We start from the raw sequence: 17,551 nt of genomic DNA on the forward strand, positions 1-17,551 counted from the left end.
CCGCCTCGCCACGACCCTTCGTGACGCTCGCAAGCTCGCTCCTCAGGGAGCGGTGGGGGGCCTGCGCAAGCTCGCTCCTCGGGGAGCAGCGGCGTCCTTCGCACTCCGGGCAGGGCTACGGCAGTAGCCCTCCGAGTTCGGTTGCGAGCGTGCGGGATTCCGCGGTGAGGAGCCTGCCGTCGCGCACCACCCACCGTCCGCCGACCATGACGTCGCGGGGTCGACGGCCCGGGCCCGCCCAGAGCAGTCCGTCCACCGGGTCCGGGACCCCGGCGTCGAAGACGTCCGAACAGTCCCATACGCAGAGGTCGGCTGCGGCCCCGGGCCGCAGGTGCCCCAGCTCGGCGCGGCCGAGTCCGGTCGCCGAACCCTCGGAGGCCATCGCGAGAACCGTTCGCGCCGTCACGGGTTCGCCGATCAGCCCCGAAACCTGCATCGCCAGACGACCGTCGGCGAGCAGGTGCCCGGCGTCGTTGCTTCCCCCGCCGCTGGTGCCCAGCCCCACCCGCACGCCCGCCGACATGAGCGCGGACACCCGCGCGACACCCCAGCCCATCGGCACGTCGCATCCGGGGGCATGAGTCGCCGAGGCTCCCGACCGAGCGAGAAGAGTCAGTTCGTCGTCGGTGATGTCGCAGAGATGCGCGACAGTGACGTCGTCGTCGAGCCATCCCCATTCATCGAGAAGTGCAAGGGGACGTCGCCCGTATCGTTCCGCGGCGACCTGCACATCGATCTGCTCGTTGGCCTGCGTGCGGCGACGGAGGCGGAGCCGGGCCGCCACCTCGGTGAGCGTCGCGAAGGTCTCGGGTCCGTCGGCGTGCACTCCGGACGGCCCGACGGCCAGTTGGAGCATTCCGTCGGGGCTGGTTCCGGTCGAAGCCGCATCCAGGTACGTCCGATGGATGTCCTCGACCGATGCGGCAGCCAGATCCGGGTCGTCACGAGCGGTGCCCCGCACGAACACCAGCCGCGCCCCCACCCGTGCGGCGGCACCGATCGTCGCACCCGCCAGTGCGACCGGGTCCTGATCCCGTGGCCAGGTGAGGTGGTGGTCGGCCACCGTGGTCACACCGCACAGCAGCGATTCCGCGAGTCCGACGGACGCCGCCGCGGCGGTGAGTTCGGGGTCCACACCGATCGACGAATAGCGCTGCGCCATCGAGTCGAGCCACTGCGACATCGGGACGGATCGACTCTCCGGGCGCGATCGGAACGCGGTCTGCAACAGATGATGGTGGGCGTTCACCAGGCCGGGGGTGACCACGCACCCCGAGACGTCGACGACCTGATCTGCCCCGTCCTGTCCGTCGGCGCCGTTGCCGATCCACCCGTCCACCACGACGACCGGGTCCCGCGCGACCGTCGAGGCGTCGCGCAGCACCGCTGCGGCCCCGGTGAGCACGGTCGTGGTCACAGTTCGAGAACCAATCGACCACTCGTGCACCGAGACACGCAGATCATCATGGACTCGTTCTCGGACCTCTCCTCCGGGGACAGGATCGAGTCCCGATGGTCCACCTCGCCGCTGACAACCCCGGTCTCGCACGTTCCGCACACCCCCTCGCGACACGACGAGGGGGCCACCACCCCGCGTCGGTCGAGGACGTCGAGGATCGTGCGGTCCGCCGGCACCGTCACCGTCACACCCGAGAAGGCAAGCGAGAGTTCGAACTCCGCGTTGGCCTCGGACTCCGTCGACGTCGCGGTGAACTTCTCCGCGAACGAATCGACCGCCGGTTGCGGTTCACACACGCGCGCAACCGCATCCAGCATCGACGGCGGACCGCATGTGTACACGGCGGTACCGCGTGCCAGGCCGGCGAGCACGTCGCCGACATCCAGGCGACCCGATCGACTCGACTCGTGGACCGTCACCTGCCCGGGGTACCTGGACTCGACGTCCTCGACGAAGGCCATGTCCGCGCGGGTACGCCCGACATACACGAGCCGCCAGGGCCGGCCCGTGCGGTGGGCCTCGTCGACGAGGGCGAGGATGGGAGTGATGCCGATGCCGCCCGCCACGAACACGTACCCGAGTGCGCGCGTCAACGCGAAGTGGTTGCGCGGCAGACTGATCGTCACCTCGGCGCCGACCTCGACGTCGTCGTGCGCGGAGACCGAACCCCCGCGGCTGTCGAGCCGGCGTTCGACGGCGATCCGATACCTGTCCGTGTCATCGGGCGGGGACAGCAGCGAGTACTGCCTCACCGGTCCGGCAGGCGTGTGTAGATCGATGTGCGAACCGGCGGTCCACGGCGGCAGCGCCTCGTCTCCGGACGGCGTGAGGACGAATTCGTCCACCCGCCGGGCGATCCGACGCCGAGACACCACACGAACACGTACGGTGTCCTGGACGTCGTTCACTGACAATGACATCGGAGATCTCCTCGATACTTCGATCTCCGCCGGAATTCCCAGCCACGGGAACCAGCCCCACCACCGCGGGTCAGGGCACCTGCGCCGACGCCTGGACAACGATCAGGCGAGCAGCCACGGCACCGATGAGCCGCCATCGGTGGGGAATGCCGCCAGCGTAGTAAAGGCTGTCGCCTCTTCGCAATTCGAGAACACTGTCATCCCCGAGGTCCACCTCGATCTCGCCGTCGACGACGTGCAGCCATTCGTCCTGCTCGTGCTGGAAGTACTCGCCGTGGTCCCTCCTGTTCAACAACTGCTCCTGCGGGAAGAAGACGGCGTCGCCGCGGACGAGCAGGCGCGCATATCCGGCGTTGTCCCCGGCCTGCGGGAGGGTCGCGCCCTCTCCCGCGCGTACCAGTTGTGCCCCCATCGGCGCCGCGGGCGGGACTCCTGCCACGTGCGTGGGATCGGCGGCCAGCATGAGACTCACCTGCGTGGTGTCCAGGGCTCGGGCGATCCGTTCCAGCGTCGTCATGCTCGGACGCGCGTAACCGCGCTCGAGCTGGGACAGGAACGGGTGCGAGATACCGGCCTGTGCAGCCAGATTCGCCAGTGTGAGGCCGTGCTGCTTACGGCGTCGGCGGATTTCGGTGCCGAGTGACACCTGCGCGAGATCCGGCTCGTCGAGCGCCATGCGGCCACCCCCTTCCTCCGGCGAGAAATCGCCACCGATGGTTACACGCCCGCAGCGCTGGTTAACGTCGCGGCAACAGCGCATTCCTATATTCGGTCGTGTTGACGTGATCAACAAGTATCACGAACCGCCCCACCCCCGCCGACCCCCAGCCACAGCGGGACCACCAACCCTCTCGTGCACCGTCGCACGTCGATCCCGAAGTCTCCGAGGAAGATCCGTATGCAGGTTCCGCAGACAGCGCCCGTCCCGGGCATCACCGGGTCACTACCCGACGGGTCGGTGGTCGATGTCGAACTCTCGGCCGACGCCGACGGCACACGTCGGGTCCGCGCCGTCACGCCGTTCTCCCCCGGGTCGCCGCGCACTGCCGGTTGGCTCGACCTCCGCGGCCACCTCCTGCTGCCGACCGCGGCCGAGCCTCACGCCCACCTGGACAAGGCCCTGTCGTGGCCGGAGCTCTCACCTCCGAGCGGCGATCTCGCGGATGCCATCGCGTCGTGGCGGGCCGGCAGCATCGTCCTCGACGAGGCGTCGTTTCGGACACGCGCGCTGCGGACGACCTCGTCCATGCTGGCCAACGGCATCACCGCGGTGCGCACGCACGCCGACATACTCCCGCACGAGGACCCGCTGCGCGCCGTCCGTGTCCTCATCGAGGTCCGCGACCATCTGCGTGGACTCATGGACGTCCAGATCGCGGTGCTCGCGAGTCCCCTGACGCCCACCGCGCACATCGAGGCCGCACTCGACGCCGGGGTCGATCTGGTCGGCGGCGCCCCCCACATCGCCGACGATCCGCTCCTAGAGCTCACCAGGCTGCTCGACCTGGCCGAGGCGCGCGGCATCGGAGCCGACCTGCATGTCGACGAGTTCCTCGACGGCGACCACCTGACCATCGAGGCCTTCGCCGACCGGGTCGCCGACTGGCCCGAGGACCGGATCCGCACGGCCGGCCACTGCTGCCGCCTCGACACCCTGGCCGCCGACGACCTCGACAGGGTCGCACGGGCACTCGCGCGTGCGCGTGTCTCGGTCGTCGCACTGCCGGTGACGAACCTGTATCTCCAGGGCCGCCACGGCCCGTCGGCGGGGCGCCGGGGAATCACCCCGATCGATGTCCTGCGCGATCACGGGGTCCGCGTCGCCGGGGGCGCGGACAACATCCGCGACCCGTTCAACCCCGTCGGTCGGGCCGACCCCTTGGAGACGGCCGCTCTGCTGATCACCGCCGCCCATCAGAGTCCGGACACAGCAACAGAATTGGTCACCTCTGAGGCGCGGTCCGTGCTCGGACTCGAGCCGGCCGGGCCGATCGTCGGCGCACGTGGTGATCTAGTCGCGATCCACGGGACCGACCTCACCGAGGTGATCGCGACCGCCCCGGCCGACCGGGTGGTCATCGTGAACGGGATCCCGGTCGCGCGCACCGAGACCACCACCTGGACGGCCTTTCCGTCGCCCCCGGTCCCGTCGCCCCCGGTCCCGTCCCCGCCAGGAGCGTTTGCAGCAGGAGTGTCACCAGCAGGCATGTCCCCCGTCGGTATGGAGAGATGATGAGTTCACCCGCAACGACCCCCAGACCGGCACTCGGTCACCCGCTCGTCGGCTTCGAACACGTGGAACTCACCTATCCGGACGGCACCCATGCCCTCCGGGATGTGAACCTCACCGTGCGCGAGGGCGAATTCGTCAGCGTCGTGGGCCCATCCGGCTGCGGCAAGTCGACCCTGCTGCGCTTGTCGTCAGGATTGGAGACGATCACCGACGGCTACCTGCAGAGCGGAGCCGAGCGGATCGGTTACGTCTTCCAGGACGCCACCCTGCTCCCGTGGCGGACGGTGGCCGACAACGTCACACTGCTCGGCGAGCTCGACGGCGCACCGAAAGCCGAACGGCGCGAGCGAGTTCGCGCCGCGCTCGAGACAGTCGGCCTGACCGGCTTCGACAAACACCTTCCGCACATGTTGTCCGGCGGGATGCGGATGCGGGTGTCGCTGGCCCGGTCACTGACCCTCGACCCCGACCTGTTCCTCTTCGACGAGCCGTTCGCCGCACTCGACGAACTCACCCGCGAGCGACTCGGCACCGACCTGACCGAACTGTTCGCCGTCAAACGCTTTGCCGGCCTGTTCATCACGCACTCGGTCGCCGAGGCCGCGTTCTTGTCCACCCGCGTCCTGGTGATGTCGGGGCGCCCGGGCACCATCGTCGACGAGATCGAGGTCCCGTTCGACTATCCCCGTTCGCCCGACCTGCGGTTCGAGCCGGAGTTCGGCGCGATTGCCGGCAGGATCTCCCGCGCACTCCGAGAGGCACATTCATGACCGCCCCCGAGACCGACACCGACACCACCGCGAGCGTGCGAACCCCGAAGCCCGGCAAGGCCGGGACCCCGGACCCCGGATCCACCACCGAGCTCGCCGTGGCGGCGCGCACGAGCCGACGCGGACGATCTCGCTCGAAAGCAGTGGGGGTCGCCGCACCGCTCGTCGTCCTGGCACTGGTCATCGGTGTCTGGTACCTCGTGAGCTACGCGGTCCTCGATCCCGGGCGACGATTCCTGATGCCACCTCCGCATCAGGTCGTCACCGACGGCCTGCTCGGCGATGCCGCGCCGGCGATGTGGGAAGCGTTGAGCCGTACGGCGACCGTTGCACTGACGGGTCTGGTGATCGCCGCCGCCATCGGCATCACCTGGGCCGTGATCATGTCGCAGTCGCGTCTGATGGAGAACGCCCTGTTCCCGTATGCGGTGGTCCTGCAGTGTGTCCCGATCCTCGCACTCGTTCCGCTGGTCGGATTCTGGTTCGGATTCGGTTTCAGCGCCCGCGTTTTCGTCTGCGTGCTGATCTCGCTGTTCCCGATCGTGTCCAACACGCTGTTCGGCCTTCGGTCCGTCGATCGGCAGATGCGCGACCTGTTCGCCCTGCATCATCCGAGCCGCCTCACCATCTTGCGCAAACTCGAGTTCCCTGCCGCGATGCCGGCGATCTTCGCCGGCCTGCGGATCTCGGCGGGCTTGTCGGTGGTCGGCGCGATCGTGGGCGACTTCTTCTTCAAACAGGGCAATCCCGGGATCGGCATCCTGATCGACAACTACCGGTCGCGGCTACAGGCCGAGGAGTTGTTCGCCTCGATCGTGCTCGCCTCACTCCTCGGCGTGGCCGTCTTCTGGTTCTTCGGCTGGCTCGGCAACCGCATTGTCGGCCGCTGGTATCAGCACTGACCTGGTCTCGCCGGGTGGTTTCGACTCGGCTCCTCGCTTCGCTCGGTGCCGGCTCAACCAGCAGGCGGTGCCGGCTCAACCAGCGGGGGTGTCGGCTCAACCAGCAGGCGGTGCCGGCTCAACCAGCGCTCGGTGCCGGATCAACCAGCAGGCGGTGCCGGCTCAACCAGCGCTCGGTGCCGGCTCAACCAGCAGGCGGGTCCCCTGTCGTCGACACCCAATGATCACTCCAACCAACTTCCGGAATCTCTCAGCCCGAAAAGGAACTCATCTCATGAACACACACATCTGGCGTCGCCTGTCCAAGACCACCGGTGTCGCGGCCGTCGCCGCCGCCCTCGCTTTCACCGCCGCGTGTGGTTCCGGTGAGACCACCAAGTCCTCGGGCTATACCGGTGCCGTCGGCCCGGTCGACCTGAGCGCCAACTGCCCGGACAAGATCGTGGTCCAGACCGACTGGAACCCGGAGGCCGAGCACGGCCACCTCTACCAGCTCCTCGGACCCGACCCGACGATCAATGCCGGCAACAAGCGCGTCGTCGGACCGCTGTTCGACCGCGGCCAGTACACCGGCGTCGACATCGAGATCCGCTCCGGCGGACCGGCCATCGGCTTCCAGTCGGTGACCTCGCAGATGTACTCCGATCCAGAGATCCTCCTCGGTTACGTGGACACCGACCAGGCCATCCAGAACTCGAAAGACAACCCGACGACCGCGGTCATGGCGCCCCTGGACATCAGCCCGCAGATGATCATGTGGGACCCCGCCACATATCCGCAGGCCCAGGGCATCGCCGACCTCAAGGCGGCGAATGCGCGCGTCCTCTACTTCGAGGGAGCCACCTACATGGACTACCTGACGGGGTCGGGCGTCCTCTCCCCCGGACAGGTCGACGGCAGTTACGACGGGTCACCGGCCAACTTCGTCTCCGACGGCGGCAAGACGGCCCAGCAGGGATTCGCCAGCTCCGAGCCGCAGGTCTACCAGGAGGAGGTCGAGGGCTGGCAGAAGCCGGTGAAGTACCAGCTGATCCACGAGGTCGGATATCCGATCTATAAGTCGTCGGTGGCGGTTCGCTCGGACGCACTGGAGGAGAACGCCGCCTGCCTCGAGCAGCTCGTCCCGGTGTTGCAGCGCGGGTCGGTCGACTACCTGGCGTCGCCGCAGGCGGCGGACGCGGTCATCCTCGACGCCGTCGAGCAGTACGACACGGGGTGGGTGTACTCCCAGCGCAACGCGGACTACGCCCGCCAGACGATGGCCGACCTCGACCTGGTGAGCAACGGCACCGACACGACGATCGGCAACTTCGACACCGCCCGCGTCGCCCGCGTGATGGAGGTGACCGGACCGATCTTCACCGAACAGGGCACCCCCGCCGCCGACGGTCTGACCCCCGAGTCGATCGCGACCAACCGGTTCATCGACACCTCGGTGGGCCTCCCGTCATGACCGCACCGGTGGTCGCCGTCGGCACCGATGAGGGACGCCCCGACTTCGGACCCGACGACGTCGACGCGCTGGCCGACGACCTGCTCGCCATTGTCGGCCCGCGCGGCATCAGCTCGCTTCCCCGCGCACTCGAACGGGCGGGGCGGGACGGCTCGGGGATGAGCCCGATCCTGTCGGCGCAGGACCTCGGGCAACCGGACCTCGTGTGCTACCCGCGGTCGGCCGAGGCGGTGCCCGCGATCGTGCGTGCCGCGGCCGCCCGCGGGGTCCCGATCACCACGCGCGGCAAGGGCACCGGCAATTACGGTCAGGTCATCCCCCGCTTCGGCGGACTCGTCCTCGACATGACGTCGCTGACCGAGATCCGCGATGTCACAGAGCGTTCGGTCACCGCGCAGGCCGGCGCGCGGATGATCAACCTGGAACAGACCGCCTGGGCGCACGAGCGCCAGCTGTGGATGTACCCGTCCACCGTCCAGTCGACCCTCGGCGGGTTCCTCGCGGGCGGTTCGGCCGGTACCGGCACGATCGTGCACGGACGTAACCATCAAGGTTTCGTCGAAGCCCTCGATGTCGTCCACGCCACCGACGACGCCGAGGTGGTGCATCTCGAGGGCGACGACGCGACCCCCTTCGTGCACACCTACGGGGTTGCCGGCATCATCGTCGGCGCCACCGTCCGGGTGGAACCACTCCAGGAATGGCGGTGCGTCTATGCGAGTTTCGCCTCCGGTCCGGAGGCCTTCGACGCGGCGTACCGGCTGGCGGCGGTCGAGCCCAAGCCGCGTCTGCTGTCGGCCGACGGTCCCCTGATCACGGCGGCACTTCCCGACGACCCCGCCCTCGTCCGCGGGCGCGCCAGCGTGCGCGGGATCATCGACGCCCGTGCGCTGGCAGAGACCACCGATCTGGTCGTCGCAGCCGGCGGCCGCGTCGAAGCGGTCCGAGAAGGGATCGCCGAGACGGTCAAACTGTCGACCCTGTCCTACAACCACCCCACGTGGTGGCTGCAGAAGTCCCAGCCGGACAAGTGGTTCCACATGGAGGTACGCGGCGATGCGCTCGTCACCCGGCTCGACGAGGTCGAGCAGGTCTACGAGGGCGGCGAGCTTCATCTCGAGGTCGGTCACGAGATGATGTTCGGGATGCTCAACGGGGTCTATCGCAGCCCGCAGCAGGTCATCGACGGAGTCGCCGCACTCGAAGGACTCGGGGTCGGCGTCCACTCCCCGCACCAGTGGTACGTCGATCTCGACGCCGAGCGCGTCCGTGCGCTGGCGCAGCAGACCGATCCGAAGGGGTTGCTCAACCCGGGAAGGTGGATGTGAACGTGGTGGACACGACGGCCGCGAGCCCGAACGGTCATCGACGTTACGCTGAGCTGACCACCGAACAGATCGGCACGGCCCTGTCCCGAGATTCGATTCTCGTACTGCCCACGGGCGCAATCGAACCGCACGGACCACACCTACCGCTCGCCACCGACCTCATCGTCGCCGAGTCGGTCGCCGAGGCCGTCGTCGAGCGCGGCGCGGCGGCTGGGCACGACGTCTGGCTGCTACCCGCTCTCGGATACACCAAGTCCGACGAGCACTCGCGGCTACCGGGCACGATCTGGCTGCGCGCGACGACCCTGTTCGAGACGATCGTCGACATCGGCGCCTCGCTCGCCGAGACCCCGGCGAGACGGATACTGTTCCTCAACGCACACGGCGGCAACTCCGCCCTGATCGAGGTCGCCGCGCGCGAGCTGCGCCGCCGGTTCGATCTGCAGACGTTCTTCTCCTCCGGCCCAGGGCATCCCGGTCCCACCGAACGCGGCCTGGGTATCCATGCCGGGTGGGCGGAGACCTCGATGATGCTCCACCTGCGGCCGGATCTGGTGCACATGGACAAGGCCGTGGCGGCCGTGGCGGACGCGGTTGCCGACGCCGAGCACGTCGGATTCGCCGGCACCGTTCGATTCGGTTGGTTGTCCACCGATTTCGCCGAGTCGGGCGTCATCGGCGATCCCACCGGCGCCGACGCATCCATCGGCGCGACGCTCTTCGACGAGCGCGTCGGAAACCTGGTCGCGGCACTACCGGAGATCGCCACGTTCGACCCGGGCCGGGTCGGACGTTGATCACCAGCGGAGCAGGCTTCGGAACCGATTGTGCGGCCACCGATCAGCTCACGATCGACCCGATGGAGCTGTTGCGCGACTGGCTGCCCCCTGCCGACCAACCGCGCCCACTGATGGCACTGGCGACGTCCGGTCGCGATGGATATCCCCGGGTCCGGCACGTCCTGATCACCGAAACCGACGACACCGCGGTCTATTTCCACACCGACAGCAGGTCGGCGAAGGTGGCCGAACTCGTGGAGACCCCCCGAGCGTCGGTTGCGATCGCCTGGCCGGCCGCGGGCCGTCAGGTCGTCGCGCATGGGGACGTGCGGCGGGCGCCGGATACCGAACTGCACGAGGCATATTCACGCCGGTCTCGCTATCTGCAGCTCCTGGCATGGATGAACGACGACGACCTCGCCGCACTGGCACCCGACGAGCGGCGGCGCCGCTGGGCCGACTTCGACGCCGCCCACCCACGACTCGCCGCACCGCCGACCTGGACCGGGTACGCCGTCGACCTGCGGGAGATCACCTTCTGGCGGGGCGACCCGGACGGTCCGTCGCAGCGAGTACGGTTCACCCACAACGCAGATCATTGGACATCGGAGGTTCTACCGGGATGACCGGCACTTACCACAACGCGCTGATCCTGCCGGTCAGCGGCGAGAAGCCGTGGTTCTGGGGATGGCTGTCGATCGGGGACGACGGCCGGATCTCCGGGATGGGCGAGGGGTCCCCGCCCGCCGACGCACCGCTTCCCCGGCACGATCTCGACGGCGCCTTCCTCGCACCCGGTTTCGTCTCGGCGCACAGCCACATCTACACCGCCGGAATGCGTGGTGTCGCGCCGAACAGTCCGCTGTACGAATGGGTCACGCTCAACAGCACGATGCTGCTCGGGGCCGAGGCGGAGGACCTGTACTGGATGACGCTGGCGGGCGGGCTCGACCACCTGTCCTCCGGCATCACGTCCGTGTACAACTTCACCCAGTCGCGCGTCCTGGCCCTCTTCGACTACGAGGAATCCGTCTTGAAGGCGGCACGGGTGCACCCACCGGAATTCGTCACCTCCCAGGTGGACGGCTTGGCGGCCAGCGGAATCCGGTTCGTCACCAGCGTGCGACTCGACGACGAGCAACTCGGCGAGGATGCGGCCTTCGCCGGTTTCGACGAGGTGATGACCCACCTGGCAACCGTCGACCGCGGGCTCGATCTGGGCGGTTCGGTCTACGGCTCGGTGCAGTGGTCGTCGTCGCAGGCGACCGCGGAACGCGAACGCGCCCTGATGGATCGATACGGGATCACCAATCAGGCGCACTTCGTCGAGACCGCCGAACAGATCGAGATCCAGCAGTCGAAGTTCGACTGGTACGACGCCGCGGGCGTGTTGGGTCCCGACTTCGCGTTCGGCCATTTCGTCCATCCGACCGAGGACATGTTCACGCGCGTTCGCGAGACCGGGTCGGCGGTCGTGTGGCAACCGATGTCCAACGGACGCCTCGGCTCCGGGATCGCCGATGTACCCCGCCTGCTGCGGGATTCGGTCACCGTCGGCATGGGCGTCGACGACCAGTCGTGCACGGACGTGTCCGACCCGTTCGAGAACATGCGCACCGGGTTGTTCCTGCAACGCGGCAAGCACAGCGACGCCGCTGTCCTGACCCCGCTCGATGTGCTCGGGTTGCACACCCTCGGTTCGGCGTCGGCGATGGGGGTGGCCGACCGGGTCGGTTCGCTCGAGGTCGGGAAGTTCGCGGATCTGCTCGTCGTCGATCCGCGGTCGCCCCACCTCGGACCGATCTGGGATCCGATCGCCACCTATGTCCTCGGATGCGGACTGCGGAACCTGCGCGAGGTCGTCGTGGGCGGTCGGTCGGTCTGGCACCGCGACGTGGCCGACCCCCGACGTGCACAGGCGGATTCCGAACTCACCGAACGGATGATCGCGTCAGCGGCGCAGTCCGGGATTCATCCGGTCGTGCCTGCGCTCCGCGGTCCGGACCGCACGAGCGCCGACGACCAGCGGTCGGTGTAGTCGGCGATCCGGGAATCGGTGGTGTAGGTGGAATCCATCAGGTACAGGCCCGGAGCCGGGCACACCGCGCCGAGTTCGACCAGGACCGGTTTGAGCAGCAGGTCGGGTGCCATCGCATGCGCCGGCCCCGCCCCCAGCATCAGTGGGACGGCCGTGACATCGCGCAGGCCCTCGCCGGTGGCGAACTGGTCGAGGAAGAGTTTGAGGACGCCGGTATAGGTCGCCTTGAAGGTCGGGCTCGCCACCACGACGAGGTCCGACGAGGCGACGGTCTCGACCGCACCCTGGACCGCGGTGTCACCCCACGCGAGCAGGCCCGGCCCGAGTCCGATCACGTCCACGACATGGTCGGGTTCGGTTCCGGTCAGCGCTCTCGCCAACCGGCGGGCGGCGTCGAGCGTGCGCGAACCGGGCTTGGGGTTCCCGGCGACAACGGTGGTGGTCATGGTCCGCCTCTCGCAGTATCGGTCTCGCCTATCGTGCCGCAGCCGGAGCGGGCGCACCCGCCCGGCGCCGCAGTATCGTCACCGCCGCCGTGGTGACGACCAGCGCGACGATCGTCCCGACCGCGACTCCCACGACGGCCGTCGACTCACCCTGCGCGGACACGATGATCCCGACGAGCGCCCAGATCAGCGTGAGCGGGTAGGCGACGAGCACCGACCCGACGACGGCGGTGACCGCCAGCCCGACCAGGGCGCACGCGAGCAGGACGGCCAGCTGCCATCCCAGGGACTGCGGATCCGCCAGGTCGGCGCCGATCGCCGCGGCCCAGTTCTGGAACACAGCCGCGGTCGCCCACGCCGCGTAGACACCCACGAGGACCCGGGTCAGGACCGTGAGCCATCGAGGCGCCGAATCGTCGGCCGGCCTCGCGGCGATCCGGGCCGCGTCGAGCAGGACCACCGTCATGACCGTCAGCACGATCGGTGTCACCCATGTCCACTCCGCCGCCGACACGAGAATCCACACCGCCGCGCCGGCGAACGCGACTTCGAGGTCGACGAGCAACCGCCGCGGGTCACCGGTCCCGGTGGCCCCCTTCCACACCACGGCGACGGCGAACACGATCGACAGCAGGTAGATGAGGCTCCAGATCGAGAACGTGTAACCGGCCGGGGTGATCAGCAGATCGGTCGTCGACTCGTTGGGCGAGGCGCCGAAACCGGAGAACGGGACGATGGGCGCGAGCACCTGTGCCACGGCGAGGACGACGGCGAGCCAGGTGATCGGACCGGAGATGCGCGTGGGTGTCATGTGTCCCAACGTAGGCGTAATTTGTCGGATTCACGCGCGGAGTGTCGTCGAGATGCGAGCGAATCCCCTTGCTACCTGGTCCGAGAGAACCAGAAGAACTGATCCGTGAGGTGCGAGGAGCGCAGACGACGAGCTGGTCCTACACCCGTTCTCACTGCCACGAAAGGTCGCGCGAGCAACCTTCCGGGTGATGAACCTCATCTCGACCGATCGACTTCGATCGAGGTTCATCGGTCGAGTTCGAGTTCATCGGTGAAAGGTGCAGTGCCGCAGGACCGGGTCGGCCGGGCGAGGGTAGTGCATCCCATTTCCACACTGAATGGCGCCGGCAAGAACCATCAGTTCGTGTGACCAATGGGGTTTCTGTTCACCACAGTTCACCACGGTTCACCGCTGGGGCGTGAGTGACATCTATTGCAGTGCAGTACTTTTCGTCGACTCCTGAGTTGTGGAGAAATCTCGTCGTCGAACGTTGTGGCGAGTACCTTGGTGTCATGCCCTCGATAACCGAGTTCCGCGACACCCTCATCGGTCTGAGTCCACCGTCCGACGACGGGACCGGTCGCGCGGTGCTCGACCGGCTCGACGAACTACGGGTGCTGCGAAACGTGCTCGATCACCAGATCGATGTGCACGTAGCTCTTGTGGAGGCCTCGGGTGCGGCCGCGCGTGCGGGATCGACGACACGGTCGTGGCTGATCGAGATGGGGATGCCACCGGCGGTCGCCCACCGTGGTGTGCGGATCGCCGGCGGCCTCGCGTCGTTGCCGAAACTCGCCGACTGCGCCGCCGAGGGATATCTCGCCGTCGAGTGCGTCGACGCGGTCGTCCGCGGCATCGCTCTCATCAATAGAGTTGCTGCGGCAGCGCTTTCCGATGGCGAGCGGCAGCTGTTCGAAACAGAACTGCTCACCCAGGCGTTCTCCGGTGCCACACCCGCCGAGATCGACACCCACTCCCGCTCGATCGCCATGCGTGTCGCCGAGGCCGATCCCGGCACGGTTTCGGCAGCTGATGATGCATCACTGAACACCCTGCACACTCGGGTGACCGACGAGGGCAGAGTCGCCATCACCGGCGATGTGACGGCGGTGATCGGAGACAAGTTCCTGTCGATGATCGACGAACGCTCATGTCCGCGACCCGAACCCGACGGCGCCGAGGACCGGCGCAGTGTCGGCGAACGCCGCGCCCTTCTGCTCCCTGAGGTGCGAGCGAAGCGAGCCTCGAAGGGCTTGGTGAGATGCGTCGCGAAACCCTTCGAGGCTCGTCGACCTCGACGCCGAGGGTGTGCCGTTGCGGATGGGGACGACGAAACGACTGTTCCCGCACCATCTGCGCCAGGCGATCATCGTCCGGGATGCGTGTTGTGTGAAATGTGGTGCCCCCGCTGCACATACGCAGGTGCATCACATCGTGCACTGGGCTGACGGCGGTCCCACCGATCTCGACAACGGGTGCCTGCTGTGCCAACGCTGTCACACCCAGGTCCACCACCACGGCTGGCAGGTGGTGATGGGACCCGACCGGCACCCCTGGCTGATCCCACCCGTCGACATCGACCCCCAACGCCTACCCCGACCGGCCTACAACCGGCGCACCATGCGACTCGAGACGCACTCGTCTGAGAGCGCACCCGCCCCACCAGACCCTCCGGCGTCGACCCGGCGCCACACGACCTTTGACAACTCCACAGTGTGAAACCTCCGTCGCATCATCGGGAGTGATCAACCCACCGGGCGCAGGTCCGAGGTCGTACCCGGGCGCGGTCCCCAGTACTTCTCGACCCAGCTGTCCGACCCGGCCCCTGGTTCGGTCTCGGTGATGTCCCAGTCCACGAAGTCGTAGAGGTCGTGCGACATCTCGGCGATGACGTCGTGGAGTTCGAGGGACTTCAGCCATCGCTGCGGGATCGCTGCCGCGCCATCGCGGGCCCCCAGCAGATTACCGGCGATCGCCCCCGTGGAGTCCGAGTCGCCGTCGTGGTTGACCGCGATGATCACCGCGTCCTCGAGGTCATCGGCCACGAGTGCGGAGTAGGTCGCGATCGCGAGTGCTTCCTCTCCGACCCAGCCTTCGCCGAGGCGTGCGATCGCCGCGTCGTGGGACAGGCCCGAACCGGCCAGTGCCTCGGCGGCGTCGAGCGCCGCCAGGGTCTCCCCGTGCCCGGCACGAGTCCGGAGAACCCCTTTCGCGACCGACAGCGCGTCGGGCAGGCTCGCCCCGCCGACCAGATCGCGGATCGCGACCGCGAGGACTCCGGCGGGGAGCGACCCGGAGGGATGTCCGTGCGTGAGCGAGGCGAGGGTGGCCGCGAGATCGAAAGTACCTGCGGCAGACCACTCTGCGCGTGCCGCGAACAATCCCACGGGCGCAACGCGCATCACGCCGCCGCACCCCTTGCTGTCGTTGTCGGCGGGCGCGCCGGGACGAGTGGTCACCCGGAGCGCTTCCAGACAGGTGGTGCCGGGTGCGCGACGGTCGTGCAACTCCTGGTGTCCGGACAGCCAACTCGACCTCTCGGCCGTCGCCAGCACACCGTGTCGGGGGTGACCGCCCTGGGTGATGAACCAGCGCAGATAGGCGCGGGCGGTCGTGGCCGCGTAGCAGGAGATTCCTCCCGCACAGTCGCGCGCCCAGGAACGCAGCAGACCCTCCGCGGTGAAGAGCGTCATCTGCGTGTCGTCGGTGACGGTGCCGACACCGCCGTACGCCTCGGCGTACGAGGTGATCCCGGTAGGCCCGAACGCGTCGAGAATCGCATCCCGCGTCGAGAACTCGACCGCTCCGCCGAGGGCGTCGCCGGCAGCCCCGGCGAGTAGACATCCGGTGTATCGATCCATGGTCGCCCCCTAGAGTTCTCCCGGCGTTTCCCCATGGTCACACGCGCGGCCGAAACCTGCTGAACAGCGGACCGGCGGGGTATTTTCGGAGAACCTCGAGACGAAGGGGCCGGTCGGTTCTCTCCCTCATCCCCGATTCACAGCGACGCACACTCGACGAGATCGGTGAACGTCTCGACTTCTCCGTCGGCGACCGCACCGCCAAACGCAGCGCCTTCTGGCTGATGCTCACCCTGTCCGGGATCATCGCGGTGTCCGGAGTCGTCGCCGACAGCACGGCAACGGTCATCGGCGCGATGATCGTCGCGCCGCTGTCGACTCCGATCCTCGGCGTCGGCCTCGGGATCGTCACCGGCCGCGGCCGGCTCGTGCTCGCGAGCCTGGGTTACGTGCTCGCCGGGGTGATCCTGGTGACGATCCTCGGCGTCGTGTTCGCGGAGTTGCTGCCCAATCCGACCAGCGTGCTGTCAAATTCGCAGGTTCTGGGCCGGACATCACCGACGCTCGTCGACCTTCTGGCCGCACTGGCCACCGGCATGGCCGGCGCGGTCGCCATCACGCGTCGCGACGTCGGCGACGTGTTGCCCGGTGTGGCCATCGCCATCTCCCTGGTGCCGCCGCTCGGGGTCGTCGGGGTCTGCCTCGGGTCGGGGGCGCCGTCGCTCGCCTTGGGCGCCTTCGTACTGTTCGCGTCGAACGTGGTCGCGATGATCATCACCAGCCTGGTCGTGCTGACGATCGCGGGCTACGGCCGGGAGGCCGCCGAACTCGTCGGCGGGGACCATCCGAGGCCCCCGCGGCGCCGGGCGTACGCCGTACTGGCCGTCGCCCTCGTCGTCGTCACCGTCCCGATGGTCGCGAACTCGCTCTCATCACTGTGGTCCCGGCAGATCGCGACGGCGGCGGAGTCCTGGCTGGAATCCACCGGAAACGACACGTCCGAGGTCACCGGGGTGTCGTGGACCGGCAGCACGGTGACTGTCAGCGTGCTCGCTCCGCAAGACCTACCGCCGGTCGGCGAGCTCCAGACGACGGTCGACGAGCTCGTGCCCTGGGACCCAGAGGTGGTGGTCGTGCACACGGTCGGCGAACGCGCGACCGCCGGTTGATCGACCACCAACCAGAGGTGACACCGCTCGAACACACGTGCGAAACTGTGCGGGTGGGCATGAAGTGGATTGGCGGGGACAACGGCCAACCACACCGGCCCGCCTTCGTGCGGGTCGGCCACAAGGCGGTGCTCATCGACCTCAGCGCGCTGTACCCCAACGCACCTCACTTCAACGGCGAGTATCACCCCGACGGGCTGCAGATCCGCTCCGTGCACCTCGGAGTCCTGACCGAATGGGGACGGGACGAGTGGGGCGCCTGGTACGGGAAGGTCACCTACACCATCACCTCGAAGGACCGGCAGGAGAAGGTCACGCACTGGGTACCGTCGTGGGCTCTGCGGCCGGCCGGTGATCCCCCGCCCGGGCGACGGTGACCCTTCGAGGCTCGCTTCGCTCGCACCTCAGGGATCGGGGGTAGCGTCGCTCGCACCTCAGGGATCGGGGGTAGCGTCGCTCG

At 68.2% G+C, this 17,551-nt stretch carries 16 protein-coding genes and 1 pseudogene; 11 read left to right on the forward strand and 6 right to left on the reverse strand.

The genetic code is table 11. The features are described from left to right. Positions 1–115: 115 nt before the first annotated feature. From ABIC25_RS09545 to ABIC25_RS09555, 3 genes are all read right to left on the reverse strand, one after another. On the reverse strand, positions 116–1,417 hold the full coding sequence (locus tag ABIC25_RS09545; RefSeq protein WP_354561153.1) for an amidohydrolase family protein: 1,302 nt from the start codon (positions 1,415–1,417) through the stop codon (positions 116–118). Continuing rightward, positions 1,414–2,379, reverse strand: coding sequence for a PDR/VanB family oxidoreductase (locus tag ABIC25_RS09550; protein WP_354561154.1), 966 nt, complete (start codon positions 2,377–2,379; stop codon positions 1,414–1,416). The genes ABIC25_RS09545 and ABIC25_RS09550 overlap by 4 nt, the downstream gene beginning before the upstream one ends. A 70-nt stretch (positions 2,380–2,449) precedes the next feature. After that, entirely contained in the window at positions 2,450–3,055 is a 606-nt protein-coding gene (locus ABIC25_RS09555; protein WP_004019154.1) for a helix-turn-helix domain-containing protein, read from the reverse strand. Positions 3,056–3,277: 222 nt separating this feature from the next. On the opposite strand from ABIC25_RS09555, the gene ABIC25_RS09560 reads away from it, so the two are divergent. The 8 genes from ABIC25_RS09560 (at position 3,278) to ABIC25_RS09595 (ending at position 11,882) form a co-directional block, all read left to right on the forward strand. Continuing rightward, the gene (locus tag ABIC25_RS09560; protein WP_354561156.1) at positions 3,278–4,612 is read left to right on the forward strand and encodes an amidohydrolase family protein; all 1,335 of its coding nucleotides are present in this window, start codon (positions 3,278–3,280) and stop codon (positions 4,610–4,612) included. Further along, positions 4,612–5,382: an ABC transporter ATP-binding protein gene (locus tag ABIC25_RS09565; protein ID WP_354561158.1), complete on the forward strand. Its 771-nt coding sequence runs from the start codon at positions 4,612–4,614 to the stop codon at positions 5,380–5,382. Before ABIC25_RS09560 ends, ABIC25_RS09565 begins: the two co-directional genes overlap by 1 nt. Further along, positions 5,379–6,284 (forward strand): ABC transporter permease, encoded by a 906-nt coding sequence (locus tag ABIC25_RS09570; protein ID WP_004019157.1) that lies wholly within the window; start codon positions 5,379–5,381, stop codon positions 6,282–6,284. The genes ABIC25_RS09565 and ABIC25_RS09570 overlap by 4 nt, the downstream gene beginning before the upstream one ends. A 274-nt stretch (positions 6,285–6,558) precedes the next feature. Further along, positions 6,559–7,737 carry an ABC transporter substrate-binding protein gene (locus ABIC25_RS09575; protein WP_354561159.1) on the forward strand — a complete coding sequence of 393 codons (1,179 nt, stop codon included), beginning with the start codon at positions 6,559–6,561 and terminating at the stop codon, positions 7,735–7,737. Further along, positions 7,734–9,065, forward strand: coding sequence for an FAD-binding oxidoreductase (locus ABIC25_RS09580; RefSeq protein ID WP_354561161.1), 1,332 nt, complete (start codon positions 7,734–7,736; stop codon positions 9,063–9,065). The genes ABIC25_RS09575 and ABIC25_RS09580 overlap by 4 nt, the downstream gene beginning before the upstream one ends. Then, positions 9,062–9,862, forward strand: a complete 801-nt coding sequence (locus ABIC25_RS09585) for a creatininase family protein (RefSeq protein ID WP_354561163.1) — start codon at positions 9,062–9,064, stop codon at positions 9,860–9,862. Before ABIC25_RS09580 ends, ABIC25_RS09585 begins: the two co-directional genes overlap by 4 nt. Beyond that, positions 9,859–10,470: a pyridoxine/pyridoxamine 5'-phosphate oxidase gene (locus tag ABIC25_RS09590; protein ID WP_064569999.1), complete on the forward strand. Its 612-nt coding sequence runs from the start codon at positions 9,859–9,861 to the stop codon at positions 10,468–10,470. The genes ABIC25_RS09585 and ABIC25_RS09590 overlap by 4 nt, the downstream gene beginning before the upstream one ends. Beyond that, positions 10,467–11,882 carry an amidohydrolase family protein gene (locus tag ABIC25_RS09595; protein ID WP_064570000.1) on the forward strand — a complete coding sequence of 472 codons (1,416 nt, stop codon included), beginning with the start codon at positions 10,467–10,469 and terminating at the stop codon, positions 11,880–11,882. Before ABIC25_RS09590 ends, ABIC25_RS09595 begins: the two co-directional genes overlap by 4 nt. Here the strand turns inward: ABIC25_RS09595 and ABIC25_RS09600 are convergent. Beyond that, on the reverse strand, positions 11,816–12,328 hold the full coding sequence (locus ABIC25_RS09600; protein ID WP_354561165.1) for an NADPH-dependent FMN reductase: 513 nt from the start codon (positions 12,326–12,328) through the stop codon (positions 11,816–11,818). The two genes, ABIC25_RS09595 and ABIC25_RS09600, sit on opposite strands and share 67 nt — an antisense overlap. 28 nt (positions 12,329–12,356) lie before the next feature. Next, positions 12,357–13,139 carry a TspO-related membrane protein gene (locus ABIC25_RS09605; RefSeq protein WP_354561166.1) on the reverse strand — a complete coding sequence of 261 codons (783 nt, stop codon included), beginning with the start codon at positions 13,137–13,139 and terminating at the stop codon, positions 12,357–12,359. Positions 13,140–13,633: 494 nt separating this feature from the next. Here ABIC25_RS09605 and ABIC25_RS09610 point away from each other — a divergent pair. Further along, a pseudogene (locus ABIC25_RS09610) lies at positions 13,634–14,840 on the forward strand (HNH endonuclease signature motif containing protein). Between the two features lie 26 nt (positions 14,841–14,866). Here the strand turns inward: ABIC25_RS09610 and ABIC25_RS09615 are convergent. Continuing rightward, positions 14,867–15,982: an ADP-ribosylglycohydrolase family protein gene (locus ABIC25_RS09615; protein ID WP_354561168.1), complete on the reverse strand. Its 1,116-nt coding sequence runs from the start codon at positions 15,980–15,982 to the stop codon at positions 14,867–14,869. A 224-nt stretch (positions 15,983–16,206) separates the two neighbouring features. Here ABIC25_RS09615 and ABIC25_RS09620 point away from each other — a divergent pair, with 224 nt between their 5' ends. Together ABIC25_RS09620 and ABIC25_RS09625 are read left to right on the forward strand one after the other, a co-directional pair. After that, entirely contained in the window at positions 16,207–17,091 is an 885-nt protein-coding gene (locus tag ABIC25_RS09620; RefSeq protein ID WP_354561170.1) for a TIGR00341 family protein, read from the forward strand. 59 nt (positions 17,092–17,150) lie between these two features. Continuing rightward, positions 17,151–17,468 (forward strand): hypothetical protein, encoded by a 318-nt coding sequence (locus ABIC25_RS09625; protein ID WP_354561171.1) that lies wholly within the window; start codon positions 17,151–17,153, stop codon positions 17,466–17,468. Positions 17,469–17,551: the final 83 nt, after the last annotated feature.

The organism is Gordonia sp. PvP123 (genome assembly GCF_040547295.1).
GTDB lineage: Bacteria > Actinomycetota > Actinomycetes > Mycobacteriales > Mycobacteriaceae > Gordonia > Gordonia terrae.

Coding starts and splice junctions, on each gene's coding strand:
- ABIC25_RS09560 (WP_354561156.1), top strand. CDS start 3,278: ATGCAGGTTCCGCAGACAGCGCCCGTCCCGGGCATCACCGGGTCACTA.
- ABIC25_RS09575 (WP_354561159.1), top strand. CDS start 6,559: ATGAACACACACATCTGGCGTCGCCTGTCCAAGACCACCGGTGTCGCG.
- ABIC25_RS09555 (WP_004019154.1), bottom strand. CDS start 3,055: ATGGCGCTCGACGAGCCGGATCTCGCGCAGGTGTCACTCGGCACCGAA.
- ABIC25_RS09570 (WP_004019157.1), top strand. CDS start 5,379: ATGACCGCCCCCGAGACCGACACCGACACCACCGCGAGCGTGCGAACC.
- ABIC25_RS09605 (WP_354561166.1), bottom strand. CDS start 13,139: ATGACACCCACGCGCATCTCCGGTCCGATCACCTGGCTCGCCGTCGTC.
- ABIC25_RS09550 (WP_354561154.1), bottom strand. CDS start 2,379: ATGTCATTGTCAGTGAACGACGTCCAGGACACCGTACGTGTTCGTGTG.
- ABIC25_RS09615 (WP_354561168.1), bottom strand. CDS start 15,982: ATGGATCGATACACCGGATGTCTACTCGCCGGGGCTGCCGGCGACGCC.
- ABIC25_RS09565 (WP_354561158.1), top strand. CDS start 4,612: ATGAGTTCACCCGCAACGACCCCCAGACCGGCACTCGGTCACCCGCTC.
- ABIC25_RS09620 (WP_354561170.1), top strand. CDS start 16,207: ATGCTCACCCTGTCCGGGATCATCGCGGTGTCCGGAGTCGTCGCCGAC.
- ABIC25_RS09595 (WP_064570000.1), top strand. CDS start 10,467: ATGACCGGCACTTACCACAACGCGCTGATCCTGCCGGTCAGCGGCGAG.
- ABIC25_RS09625 (WP_354561171.1), top strand. CDS start 17,151: ATGAAGTGGATTGGCGGGGACAACGGCCAACCACACCGGCCCGCCTTC.
- ABIC25_RS09580 (WP_354561161.1), top strand. CDS start 7,734: ATGACCGCACCGGTGGTCGCCGTCGGCACCGATGAGGGACGCCCCGAC.
- ABIC25_RS09600 (WP_354561165.1), bottom strand. CDS start 12,328: ATGACCACCACCGTTGTCGCCGGGAACCCCAAGCCCGGTTCGCGCACG.